Annotated in this window: 11 protein-coding genes and 1 tRNA gene; 8 read left to right on the top strand and 4 right to left on the bottom strand. The window is 61.1% G+C overall.

The window, feature by feature from the left end; translation table 11 throughout:
* Nucleotides 1-44 precede the first annotated feature (44 nt).
* The 4 genes from OKW20_RS05155 (at nucleotide 45) to OKW20_RS05170 (ending at nucleotide 3,297) form a co-directional block, all read left to right on the top strand.
* Nucleotides 45-1,031 (top strand): aldo/keto reductase, encoded by a 987-nt coding sequence (locus OKW20_RS05155; RefSeq protein ID WP_429170658.1) that lies wholly within the window; start codon nucleotides 45-47, stop codon nucleotides 1,029-1,031.
* A gap of 40 nt (nucleotides 1,032-1,071) precedes the next feature.
* Complete coding sequence (locus OKW20_RS05160; RefSeq protein WP_429170660.1) at nucleotides 1,072-1,503, top strand: DUF1810 domain-containing protein; 432 nt, start codon at nucleotides 1,072-1,074, stop codon at nucleotides 1,501-1,503.
* A gap of 528 nt (nucleotides 1,504-2,031) precedes the next feature.
* Entirely contained in the window at nucleotides 2,032-2,409 is a 378-nt protein-coding gene (locus OKW20_RS05165; RefSeq protein ID WP_429170661.1) for a MerR family transcriptional regulator, read from the top strand.
* 204 nt (nucleotides 2,410-2,613) lie between these two features.
* Complete coding sequence (locus OKW20_RS05170; RefSeq protein WP_429170663.1) at nucleotides 2,614-3,297, top strand: hypothetical protein; 684 nt, start codon at nucleotides 2,614-2,616, stop codon at nucleotides 3,295-3,297.
* 144 nt (nucleotides 3,298-3,441) lie between these two features.
* Here OKW20_RS05170 and OKW20_RS05175 read toward each other — a convergent pair whose 3' ends face one another.
* A complete protein-coding gene (locus OKW20_RS05175; protein ID WP_429170665.1) occupies nucleotides 3,442-4,311 on the bottom strand; it encodes a DUF6625 family protein in 870 nt (289 codons plus the stop codon).
* Between the two features lie 282 nt (nucleotides 4,312-4,593).
* A tRNA-Arg gene (locus OKW20_RS05180) sits at nucleotides 4,594-4,670 on the bottom strand.
* Between the two features lie 24 nt (nucleotides 4,671-4,694).
* Between OKW20_RS05180 and OKW20_RS05185 the strand changes: the two genes are divergently transcribed.
* A complete protein-coding gene (locus OKW20_RS05185; protein WP_429170667.1) occupies nucleotides 4,695-4,940 on the top strand; it encodes a hypothetical protein in 246 nt (81 codons plus the stop codon).
* Between the two features lie 61 nt (nucleotides 4,941-5,001).
* Here OKW20_RS05185 and OKW20_RS05190 read toward each other — a convergent pair whose 3' ends face one another.
* A complete protein-coding gene (locus OKW20_RS05190) occupies nucleotides 5,002-6,483 on the bottom strand; it encodes an ATP-binding protein (RefSeq protein WP_429112177.1) in 1,482 nt (493 codons plus the stop codon).
* 442 nt (nucleotides 6,484-6,925) lie between these two features.
* A complete protein-coding gene (locus OKW20_RS05195) occupies nucleotides 6,926-8,932 on the bottom strand; it encodes a methyl-accepting chemotaxis protein (protein WP_429170669.1) in 2,007 nt (668 codons plus the stop codon).
* Nucleotides 8,933-9,329: 397 nt separating this feature from the next.
* On the opposite strand from OKW20_RS05195, the gene rpmH reads away from it, so the two are divergent.
* Genes rpmH through yidC form a run of 3 tightly spaced genes read left to right on the top strand, consistent with a single transcriptional unit; the run spans nucleotide 9,330 to nucleotide 11,670 of the window.
* Nucleotides 9,330-9,464, top strand: coding sequence for a 50S ribosomal protein L34 (gene rpmH / locus OKW20_RS05200; RefSeq protein ID WP_077962533.1), 135 nt, complete (start codon nucleotides 9,330-9,332; stop codon nucleotides 9,462-9,464).
* A gap of 20 nt (nucleotides 9,465-9,484) precedes the next feature.
* Nucleotides 9,485-9,883, top strand: a complete 399-nt coding sequence (gene rnpA / locus OKW20_RS05205; RefSeq protein ID WP_034797300.1) for a ribonuclease P protein component — start codon at nucleotides 9,485-9,487, stop codon at nucleotides 9,881-9,883.
* Nucleotides 9,883-11,670 (top strand): membrane protein insertase YidC, encoded by a 1,788-nt coding sequence (gene yidC, locus OKW20_RS05210; RefSeq protein WP_429170671.1) that lies wholly within the window; start codon nucleotides 9,883-9,885, stop codon nucleotides 11,668-11,670. Before rnpA ends, yidC begins: the two co-directional genes overlap by 1 nt.
* Nucleotides 11,671-11,814: the final 144 nt, after the last annotated feature.

Below are 11,814 nucleotides of genomic sequence, written 5' to 3' on the forward strand. Positions count from 1 at the left end.
CCCAGCCAGCGTATGATCCGCGACGCACAACAGGAGACAGCACGATGAAGACGAGAGTTCTTGGCAAGACCGGCGCAACCATATCCGAGATCGGCTTCGGCGCCTGGCAAATTGGCGGCTCCTGGGGCGATGTCAGCGAGGCGGACGGCAAGCGGGCGCTCAATGCTGCGCTCGATGCCGGCGTCACCTTCGTCGACACCGCCGACGTTTATGGCGACGGCCGCTCCGAAAAGATCATCGCGGCGGTGCTGAAGGAACGCGGTGGCGACAAGCCCTTCGTCGCGACCAAGGCTGGCCGCCGGCTGAGCCCGCATGTCACCGAAGGCTATACGGGTGAAAACATCGAGGCCTTCATCGACCGCAGCCTTACCAATCTCGACGTCGAGACACTCGACCTGATACAACTCCATTGCCCGCCGACCGAGGTCTATTATCGGCCGGAGCTGTTCGGCGCGCTCGACCGGCTCGTCGCCAAGGGCAAGATCCGCCACTATGGCGTCTCGGTCGAAAAGGTCGAGGAAGCGCTGAAGGCGATCGAGTATCCCGGCGTTGCGACCGTGCAGATCATCTACAACATCTTCCGCCAGCGCCCGCACGAGCTGTTCTTCGCGGAAGCACAGAAGAAGAATGTCGGCGTCATCGTGCGCGTGCCGCTCGCCTCCGGTCTGCTTTCGGGCAAGATCAACCGCGAAACCGCATTTGCCGCCGACGACCATCGCAACTTCAACCGCCACGGCGAAGCCTTCGATGTCGGCGAGACTTTTGCCGGTGTGCCGTTCGAGGCGGCGCTGGAAGCCGTCGAGCAGCTTCGCCCACTCGTGCCCGAGGGCGTGCCGATGGCTCAGTTTGCGCTGCGCTGGATCCTCGAGCAGCAGGCGGTCTCCGTGGTGATCCCGGGCGCCCGCAACGAGGCGCAGGCACAATCCAACGCGGCCGCCAGCGCGCTTGCCGCCATCGACGACGACACGAAGGCGGCGATTGCAGCGGTTTACGAGCGGCTGGTGAAGGTTCATGTTCATCACCGCTGGTAACTGACGCCTCGCCGACGGGGCGGCCAAGGGAGGTGCAGCGATGACCGACCCCTTCGACCTGCAACGGTTTGTCGACGCTCAGGACCGCGTCTATGCCGCGGTCCTCGATGAACTCGGGCATGGCCAAAAGCGAACCCACTGGATGTGGTTTGTCTTCCCGCAGCTTGCCGGCCTTGGCCATTCGCCGATGGCACAGCGCTATGCGATCTCCGGCCTCGACGAAGCGTCGGCCTATCTCGCCCACCCGGTGCTCGGCCCGAGGCTGCGAGAATGCACCGAGCGCGCCAATGCGGTTGCGGGCAGCTCGGCCCACGACATTTTCTCAAGCCCCGATGACATGAAGTTCCGGTCATCGATGACCCTGTTTGCCGAGGTCGAAAAAGACGGGGGGCCGTTCGGAGTGGCGCTTGAGCGCTATTTCGCGGGAGAGAAGGATCGGCGCACTATGGAAATCCTGGCGCAGCGGCGTTGATGCCGGCGTTCAAGCGCTCAGGAAGCGCGTTTCGGCGACCCTCAGAGGTTGGGCGTCGAATTGATCAGGAAGAACAGGATCATGAAGGCACAAACCGAAAGGCCAGCAACAATCACCAGCAGTTCTTTCATCATATAGCGATACATCGGCACCTCCTTTCTTCGAGCGGCCCCTTCCTCCTTCATATAGGAAGCCGCGGGACCGATTTTCACACTTCGGCGTCAAAAGATCGTGAACCCACCCGCGCTTTCGTGATCGGGGTCTCAATCGTAGCAACCCGGCCTGTTCGCCGCCACAACACCGCTCACGAGAAGCGTAAATCATTATATACTAACATATATTATTGTCTCCTAATCCTTTCGAAGGGCGGCGTTGCCGGAACTGACCCGGCGCCCGAAGCCCCACCGGATGCGGCGCACTGCCCGCTCCTTCGAAACAAGCGGCACTACCACCATTGACGAACGGCAGATCGCTTCCTAAATCTACACCCAACGTCAGGTTTAGATAGGTGTCGGATTGTCGTCGCTCATGCAGATCGGGGAATTGTCGGAACGGGCCGGCGTCAGCCACCGCACGATCCATTATTACGAGCGGCTGGGCCTGGTGAAGCCGGCCGAGCGCGAAGGGGCCGGTTACCGCTACTATGACGAAACCGCCGCGAAACGGCTGGAGAAGATCGCCGCGCTGAAGCGTCTCGGCCTCAGCCTCGACGAGATCGCCGCGGTCATCGACCTCTATTTCGAGGATGCCAGCGGCATCCGGGGCAAGGAGCGCGTGCTGGAAATCCTGCAGGCACAGCTCGACAAGACGAATGCCCAACTCGACGAACTCTCGACATTCAAACGGGACCTCGAAAACAACATCACCCGCATGCACGGGCTGATCGCCGAGGCGAGACAAAAGTGAACGCGGCACGAACGGGACGCGGCATATGTTCAATCTACACTTGACGTCAAGTTTCATTGATAGATTCACGTGCCCCACCCGCCCCCTGCCGGCACTCCGGTTCCGTTGTCGGCAGCATCCGCTTCTCAAGTGCCCCCTTGGCGATCCGCGATCGGTTTCATGACCACCTTCCGCCCCCCCAACCAGACAAAAGGAGCTCTGGACATGCCGCATAGACGCCCTCTCGCGGTCCTCGCCGCCCTCGGCCTTGCCGCCGGCACGGCAACCGCAAACATGGCCTTCGCGGAGACGGGATTGAGGCCCGCTGCAAGCGACAGCGCTCGGCCCGCAGCCGCCACCATCGGCGCCTTCATGCCCGCCGGCTACCGCGAGGCGGGCCGCCGCGCCGCCGTCGTCGATGGTGAAGCCGCCGAACTCGTCCGCTACGCGCGCGCCGACGGACGCAATGCCGCCCTCGGCGGCGAGCATTTCAGCACCGTCATCGCCGACGATGGCCGCCTCAAGGGCTTTGCCCGGATCGACCTGGATCTGGTCGGCCGCCCATTGCCGACCCGCGAGGAAGCGCAGGCAATCGCCATGGACTTCCTGCGCGAGGCAGCGCCAGACCTTCTACCGGGAATGAGGATCAGCTGGATCGACCCGCATGACGAACCCCTGCGGGTTGCCCGCAACGGCCGCAGCGAAAACCTGACCCTCACGGGCATGAAGGTCAAGATGCGCAACCAGGCCGACGGCCTCTGGATGTGGGTCATCGTCGGCGCGGACCGAAAGGTCATGGTCTTCGAGCGCGACATTCACTGGATCAGTTTTCCCGGCCACCGCGGAACGGAAAAGTGGCTTCACGATGCCTGGCTCGTCGAGAAGGGCTACAGCGTAGGCCAATCCTAGCGCTACAAGGAAGGCGCTTGCGGGATAGGAGACGTGCGTCGCGAAACGTAAGGCCGCGACGCACGTACCGGCCGAGATATTTGGGTGCCACAGATATGTCGGCCGCGCCAGAAATGGCGGCCAAACGTATCGCCCTCACTACGCCTAAGCTAACAAGCGAATTCCATGAGGCGAAATAGAGAAACCCTTCTGCGCAGCTTCCCGCCAATCGCACTGGACAACCTTATCCAAACTCAACCACGGAGCCGCCCCCGTGTGCGGACGCCGCCAGCGGCTTGAATGCCAAAACATGAAGTGAAGATACAATATGCCGGACGAGAACCGCTCATTCGAGAGCTGTCCGTTCTTCCAGGTCCATGCGTCAGGGCTCTGCAAACCATCCGGCCAAAGACGCTCGCCACCGCCAGGTGTCGTATAACGCTCAACCAGGAGCGACTTCGGCGCCAACAGCCTTTTGATGACATGCTTGCGGCGCGGCACCATCATCGTTGTCAAAGCACCTTCGTCCAAACCGAAGTGTTCGACGGCCGCTATTCGCTCACGCCAATTTGGAATGCGTTTGGCGATTGTCTGCATTTTGGGCGTATTTCGAAAAACCGACAGATGACCGGCCATTCTGTCTGAATGCGATGAAATCGCTTCATACCTGTCAAGAATATCGTCAGTGTATATCGCCCGCAAATCTCCAAAAACAATATCATTGTCGCAATACCCAAAAGACTTGTAGCCTTCCAACTGCCTTGAGAATATCAACCCCAAAAATGGCTTTAAATCACACAACTTATATGGCGTTAGATTGTGAAGATCGACGCCAACTTCGCTGGAGATCTTCTCTCTATAATCATCAAACGAATAGTGAACAAACTTTACATTTGGCGCTTTGTTTTCAGGCTCAGCTTGATCAGTTGGTATCAACCAGTCAATTTCACGATTGTGCTTACAGGACTCGATAAAGAAATTTATCCATTCAGGCCACGCCCCGAACCATGGCGAAATAAGCAGCAATCGTTTCATGCAAATGCGCACTCGATCTTAATAAGCGACGGCTTATTGTATTCTTGGATAAAGTCCACGTTAAAGCATCGAAATATTATTGAATATTGCCGCGCCTGTTTCATCCACAGCACATCAAGATCTTCCGACGTCAGCGCGCGGACGGCAGCAAAGCCTGGAGAAAAACCGTCAAGCTGCAAAATTGCGCACCGCTCATCGTACCACTGCGGAACAGGGCAAAAAACGATCGAAAAGGCGTCGTCAGACTACCGCGCGCAAATTCTAGTAAGTTATTGAAAAGAATGGCGCACCCGAAGAGATTCGAACTCCTGACCCCCAGATTCGTAGTCTGGTGCTCTATCCAGCTGAGCTACGGGTGCGTTTGTCTGCCGCGGTCAAACCGCTTGCGTGAGCGGTTCTCTAAAGGGTCCTTTCGGGGATTGCAAGCGCCGTTCCGCAAAAAAATTCATTTTTACGACGGCAATTCCGCTTTGCTGTGGAAGGACGAAACCGTGCCGGTGCTGAACCCGCTGGAAAGCAAGGCATCGTGGCCTACGAGCCTGGCCGCGAATTTTTTCGAGGGACCCGCATTTGCCGCTTTCGCTTCGCACAGTCAGCCGTATCGCGGAACGCGCGCAGCCCATTTGTGAATGGAATCATTGAAAACGACGCGACCTCGGGCCCCACCTTTCGTCGCCCAACGACGCCGAACTAATGGCGGAACTTCGAACGGAAGGCGTCGAGCGGCACCGGGCGGTCGGGCAGTTCGATGCGAAACAGCGTGCCGGGCGTCGGCTTTTCGACGAGGGCGATGGTGCCGCCGTGGGCAAGCACGAGTTCCCGAGCGATCGCCAGCCCAAGTCCGGTGCCGCCTGAGCGCGCCGAGCCGCGGAAAGCGGCAAACAGGTTCTCCCGGGCCTTGGGCGGCATGCCGGGGCCGGTGTCGTCCACGGAAATGGTGACGACACTGCCGATGCGCATGGCGGAGACGGCAACGGCGCGTGGGCGCCCGTCCTCGGGCTCGTGATTGGTCAGCGCCTGCACAGCGTTGCGGCAGATATTGTGCACCACCCGGAAGAGCTGCTCGCTGTCGGCGTCGACTTCGAGGTCGTCCTGCATCTGGATTTGGAAATCGATGCCGGCTTGCGGATCGATCGCCAGCAGTTCGGCGACATCGGAGACCAGCGGCTTCAGCGCGACGAAGCGCCGATGCGGCTCGGCCTCGGTGGTGCGACCGTAGGACAGGACTTCGCGGGTGTAGCCGACGGCGCGGTCGATGGTGCGCAACAGGGTCGGCGCGAAGCGCTTGACCACCGGATCGTCGACGTCGGCCAGCCGGTCGGAAATCAGCTGCGCCGAGGACAGGATGTTGCGCATGTCGTGGTTGATCTTCGACACCGCGAGCCCGAGTTCGGCCAGGCTCTTCTGCTGCTTCAGCGTCTTTTGCAGTTCGCGCTGCATGCTGGCGAGATGCTGGCCGGCGACGGCGAGTTCGTCGTGACCCTGCGGCGGCACGAGCACGCGGGCGGGATCGGCCGGGTCGTTGGAAAAGTCCTGCATGTTCGCCGTCATCCGCCGGATCGGCGCGATCAGCATGCGGTTGATGGCGAGGAAGATCAGCGCTGCGGTGATCAGCGAAATGATCAGGGAGAGCACAAAGACATTGCGCGAGTAGACGAGCATCGCCTTGCGCAGGCTCGCATCCTTCATCAGGAGTTCGATCGTCGCATCGCTTTCGCCAAGCGGACCATAGACGCGGATCACGCGATCGCCGCCGAAAAGCAGCGTGTCGAAGGCATCGCGGATGGCCGCGACGGCGGTGGAATTGGCGACGTCGTACTCGCCCTGGATCTCGAGCGGCATGTCGGTGAGCGCGATCATGCGCGAGGCGTCCTTGCGCCGAATGACGATCGCCTTGGTGCCGGTCGCCATCAGCGTGTCCTTCTGGACGCTGCGCGGCAGCTCGACATTCTGCAGGCCGTCAACGACGACGGCTGCGGCCGCGGCCGTATTCAGCCGATCCTCGAGCCAGCGGATGCGCATGGTGGCAACGGACGGAGCGAAAATCAGCACTTCGGCCAACATGACGAAAACGATGGTCAACAGCAGCAGCTTGCCGGATAGACCGCGGAAGAACCCGGCACTGGTTTTCAATGCCTCGCCTGCCTTCGCCGGACGTGTTTCTTCCGCCATGCCTTAAAAACTTTCCTGCCCGTCAACCAAAACGCCTGGGACCCCGTATGAACATCCGGGCCATGGGGCATCGCGCCTAGGGCGCATAATAGGAGATGGCGGCCGTTTTTCCAATCGCCGACGGACTTCAGAGGGTGCGGCATAGGCGCGGCCATCTCTCCGTCTCGTGCCGTCGATCATGACCAAGGATCGCATCCCGCTCATCTTTCTCCCCTTGCATCGCCGAAGCAAATTTCGGCACACCGCCGCCTCGGCTCGACCTACCTGCACAGAATTGGCATCGATGTAAGTCACCCAGGGAACAGTTCACGTGGCGCCCTTGCGGGCGACGACGGCAGCCCTGCCCGTGATCAGGAGCAAGTCTTGATGGCTCCAAAGACAGAAAGCCCGCGGCACCTTGTGGCACCGCGGGCTCCAATCACCTGGCGAGGCAAGCTGCCGATCAGAACTCTTCCCAATCGTCCTTGGCGGCCGCCGCAGCGGCGCCGCCGCCGCCGCCAAAGGCGCGGGCGACGTTGCCCATCATGCGCCGCGCCGGCGATGCGACCGGCTGGGCCGTCTCGCGGGCCACGGCGATCGGCCGCGCGGCAACATTGTCGACCTTGAAGTAGGCGATCAGGCTGGCGAGATTGTTGGCTTCGCCGGAGAGCTTGTGGGTTGCGGCATTCGCCTCTTCCACCATGGCAGCGTTCTGCTGGGTCACCTGGTCCATCTGGTTGACAGCCGTGCTGACTTCGCTGAGGCCCGTCGATTGTTCGCGCGCGGCGGTCGCGATCGAGTGGATGTGGTCGTTGATTTTCAGGACCCGTTCCTCGATCTCGCCGAGCGCCGAACCGGTCTCCTGTACCAGGCGGACGCCGGTTGCCACTTCGCTGCCGGACTTGGAGATCAGCGATTTGATATCCTTGGCGGCACTTGCGGCGCGCTGGGCGAGCTCGCGCACTTCCTGCGCGACGACTGCGAAGCCCTTGCCGGCATCACCGGCACGGGCTGCCTCGACGCCGGCGTTCAGCGCCAGGAGGTTGGTCTGGAAAGCGATTTCGTCGATCACGTTGGTGATCTGGCCGATTTCGCTCGAGGCCTGCTCGATCCGGCCCATGGCGTCGACGGCGTTGCGCACGACGGCTGCCGACTGCGCGGCGCTGTGCTTGGCCTCGTTGACCATGACGGTCGCTTCCTGCGCCCGCTCGGTGGAACTCTTGACGGCGACCGTGATCTGGTCGAGCGCCGCAGACGTTTCCTCAAGGGCGGCGGCCTGCTGTTCCGTCCGCTTCGACAGATCGTCGGCGGCCGAACGCAGCTCGGACGAATTGCCGTTGATCGAGTCGGTGGTCACACGGACCTCGCGCAGCGTCTTTTGCAGCGTGGAGAGGGTCTCGTTGACGTTCTTCTGCAGCTCGGCGAAGGCGCCTTGGTAGTGGCCGTTCATGCTCTGGGTCAGGTCGCCGGCCGCAAGGCTCGCAATGACCCGGCGGGTTTCGGCGATACCGGCATCGACGCTGCCGACCAGCTCGTTGACGCTGCCAGCAAAGCGGTTGAGATCGTCGTTCTCGTAGTCCTTGCCGATGCGCTTGGTGAAATCGCCGGCGGCGGCGGCCGCAACGACGACACCGATGCTCGACTGCAGGTCGGCGCTCTTTTCACGCAACACCGCTTCCTGCGCATTGAGGTCGCGCACGGCCAGGCCGTTCTGCTTGAAGACCTGCACGGCTTCGGCCATTTCGCCGATCTCGTCCGTGCGGCCCACGAAGGGCACGTCTGCGGCGAGATCGCCGCCAGCCAGTTGCTTCATCTTGCCGGTCAACTCGAGGATCGGACGGCTCAGATGGTTGGTAGCGATATAGAATGCCGCGCCTATGCCGGCGATGAGGCCAAGGCCAGCGATAGCAAGAATCGTGATGATCACGCCGCGCTCGAAGACAGCAACGTCAGCCGTCACGACTTCAAGCGTCTTCAGATTGATGTCGACGACGCCGTCGATCTGCTCCTGGAACGCCTTGCGGTTGGCCCGATTGGCGTCAGTATTGCCCTGTTCGTTGGCAGCCTGCGGCGAAACTTCCTCGCCAAGACGGGCGGTCTCGACGCGGAAAGCCTTGAACTCCGCGGCGCGCGCGACCAGCGTGTCGAAGGAGGCCATGGTTTCAGCCGGGATCAGCAGGCGCCACTCGGCGAGCAGCGTATCGATCTTGTCGAGATTCTTGCGAATGCCTTCGGCGAAGGGCTTTGCCTTCTCAAGGGTCGGGGCGGCATAAATGCCACGCGATTCCATCACCACCGCGGTCACCAGGCGGTTGAGGCGCTCGGCATTGAAGGCGCGCTCCGCAACGTTCTCGTACTGATGGAATTTTTCGTTGTATTTGTTGACCGCCACCAGCGACATGCCGGTCACAGCGACCGCCAGCATGCTCATGATGCCGACGATTAGATTGATCTTTCCGCGTATTTTCATCCCGACCTCCACGGAGTGACGAGAGCGTCCGATTATCGGACATGCCGCCGCCCCATATGCACCGGGAAGACCCTAAAATAGGCGTGGTTAATAAAGCTCGTCGGCCTCGACCGGCATTCTGGGGAGTTCCAGTTAGGGCTCCCTTTACCAATCTCGGCTAGTTGACCTTCCTTTTCGCGGTCCGACGGATCGCCATTGGCGGGTGCACCGGCGCTTTTTGCGGCGCTGTCGACACTGAATCGCCGCCCGCAATTGACTTTCCGCGAAAATTCCCCTTATAAGCCGCCCACGTCCGGTCAAGCCCTCCTGCCCGAAATGGCGGAGCCATGTCCGATAACGTAAACGCTCCTTGCTACACGCAAACCCAAGAAGGGCCGCACACCGCGGTATTAAATAAATGAAGCGTACTTACCAACCGTCCAAGCTTGTCCGCAAGCGTCGCCACGGCTTCCGTTCGCGTATGGCTACCAAGGGTGGCCAGAAGGTCCTCGCAGCCCGCCGCGCCCGTGGCCGCAAGCGTCTTTCGGCTTAAGCCGAAACTGCCCGAAACCAGTGTCCGGGCACATGACGTCAGATAAAGACAAAACGACTGTCGGGCGGCTGAAAAGCCGTCCGCAGTTTTTGGCCGTTCGGGCTGGAGAAGGCCGCAGAGGCCCCCTGTTTCTCCTCGAAGTGCTCGACCGCAACGATCCGGAAGGCGAAGCCCGCGTCGGCTTCACCGTGACCAAGAAACACGGCAATGCCGTCGAGCGAAACCGGATGCGCCGACGCCTGAAAGAGGCGGTGCGGCTTTCCGCCGGGTTTGCAATGAAACCCGGACACGACTATGTGATTGTCGCCCGACGCGAACTCCTGAATGCTCCCTTCGACGCCTTGACCCGGGGCCTTCACGAGCGCATCGAAAACAAGCCGAAACAGAAGCGGCCGCCGGCCGGTTCCAGGAAACTATGATGGAAAAAAACCGCAACTATTTCGTGGCGATTGGCCTGTCCGTGCTGATCCTCATTGCCTGGCAGTTCCTTTACGTCAATCCGAAGATTGAAAAGGAACGCATCGCTGCGGAAGCGCTGCAGGCCCAGCAGGCACAGTCGCAGTCGGCAACGCCGGCACAGCAGACGCCAGGCCAGGCCCTGCCGGGTGGCGGCGCAATCCCGGGCGCCGGTGAAAACCGCGACCAGGCCATTGCCAAGTCGGCCCGCGTTGCGATCGACACGCCGGCGCTTTCCGGCTCCATCAACCTGACCGGCGCCCGCTTCGACGACCTGAAGCTCAAGGAGTACCGCGAGACGGTCGATCCGAAGAGCCCCGTCATCACCCTTTTCAGCCCGGCTGAAACCGCTGACGGCTACTTCGCCGAAATCGGCTATGTCGGCAGCGACGCGACCGGCACCGTGCCCGGCCCGCAGACCGTCTGGACGCTTTCGGGCGGCGACAAGCTGACCTCGGCAACCCCGGTGACGCTGACCTTCACCAACGAAAAGGGCGTCACGTTCAACCGCACCATCTCGGTTGACGAACATTACATGTTCCAGGTGGTCGACAGCATCAAGAACGGTGCAGCCGAGCCCCTCAGCCTTTCCTCCTACGGCCGCGTGACCCGCTTCAACAAGCCGACGACGCCAAGCGTCTACGTGCTTCATGAAGGCTTCATCGGCGTGCTCGGCGAGCATGGCCTGCAGGAACTGAAGTACGGCAAGATCGAGGACGAAAAGTCGGTCGAGCCGGGCAAGGCGACCGGCGGCTGGCTCGGCATTACTGACAAGTACTGGGCAGCGGCCATCGTTCCGCCGCAGGCAACCCCCTACGACACGCGCTTCACGCACTTCACCGACGGTCGCGCCCGCTACCAGAGCGACTACAAGAGCGACGCGATCACGGTCGCGCCTGGCCAGTCCTCGGAAATCAAGAACCTCGTCTTTGCCGGCGCCAAGGAAGTTCCTGTCGTCGACAACTATGAAGTGGCCTACTCGATCCCCAACTTCGACAAGCTGATCGACTGGGGCTGGTTCTACTTCATCACCAAGCCGATGTTCAAAATGATGGATTTCTTCTTCCGTCTGTTCGGCAACTTCGGCATCGCCATCCTGATCACCACCATCGTGGTCAAGGCCATCTTCTTCCCGCTCGCCAACAAGCAGTACGCTTCGATGGCGAACATGAAGAAGGTTCAGCCGAAGATGGAGGAACTGAAGAAGAAGTTCGGCGACGACCGCATGGGCCTGCAGCAGGCGATGATGCAGCTCTACAAGGAAGAGAAGATCAACCCGCTGGCAGGCTGCTGGCCGATCCTCATCCAGATCCCGGTGTTCTTCGCGCTCTACAAGGTGATCTACATCACCATCGAGATGCGCCACGCGCCGTTCTTCGGCTGGATCCACGACCTGTCGGCGCCGGATCCGACGACGATCGTCAACCTCTTCGGCCTCCTGCCGTTCGACGGTCCGGCCTTCCTGCACCTCGGTGTCTGGCCGATCATCATGGGCGTCACCATGTTCGTGCAGATGCGCATGAACCCGACGCCGCCGGATCCGACCCAGGCGATGCTGTTCACCTGGATGCCCGTGGTCTTCACCTTCATGCTGGCCTCCTTCCCGGCCGGTCTGGTGATCTACTGGGCCTGGAACAACACGCTTTCGGTGCTGCAGCAGTCGATCATCATGAAGCGCCAGGGCGTGAAGATCGAGCTCTTCGACAATCTGAAGGGCCTGTTCTCGAAGAAACCCAAACCGGCGGAATGACGCCGGCCGACACCACAATCGCAGAGCCCCGGACTTCGGTCCGGGGCTTTTTTGTTTCCACGCCGCGGCGCGACACGCGGATGGCGTTGACGCGGGCGTGCGGTCCGGGCATCTGGCGTTATTGAAATCAGCGCGCCCCTGCTC

Origin of the sequence: Ensifer sp. LBL (genome assembly GCF_050435225.1) — a bacterium.
Lineage (GTDB): Bacteria > Pseudomonadota > Alphaproteobacteria > Rhizobiales > Rhizobiaceae > Ensifer.

Coding starts and splice junctions, on each gene's coding strand:
- OKW20_RS05155 (WP_429170658.1), top strand. CDS start 45: ATGAAGACGAGAGTTCTTGGCAAGACCGGCGCAACCATATCCGAGATC.
- OKW20_RS05160 (WP_429170660.1), top strand. CDS start 1,072: ATGACCGACCCCTTCGACCTGCAACGGTTTGTCGACGCTCAGGACCGC.
- OKW20_RS05165 (WP_429170661.1), top strand. CDS start 2,032: ATGCAGATCGGGGAATTGTCGGAACGGGCCGGCGTCAGCCACCGCACG.
- OKW20_RS05170 (WP_429170663.1), top strand. CDS start 2,614: ATGCCGCATAGACGCCCTCTCGCGGTCCTCGCCGCCCTCGGCCTTGCC.
- OKW20_RS05175 (WP_429170665.1), bottom strand. CDS start 4,311: ATGAAACGATTGCTGCTTATTTCGCCATGGTTCGGGGCGTGGCCTGAA.
- OKW20_RS05190 (WP_429112177.1), bottom strand. CDS start 6,483: ATGGCGGAAGAAACACGTCCGGCGAAGGCAGGCGAGGCATTGAAAACC.
- OKW20_RS05195 (WP_429170669.1), bottom strand. CDS start 8,932: ATGAAAATACGCGGAAAGATCAATCTAATCGTCGGCATCATGAGCATG.
- rpmH (WP_077962533.1), top strand. CDS start 9,330: ATGAAGCGTACTTACCAACCGTCCAAGCTTGTCCGCAAGCGTCGCCAC.
- yidC (WP_429170671.1), top strand. CDS start 9,883: ATGGAAAAAAACCGCAACTATTTCGTGGCGATTGGCCTGTCCGTGCTG.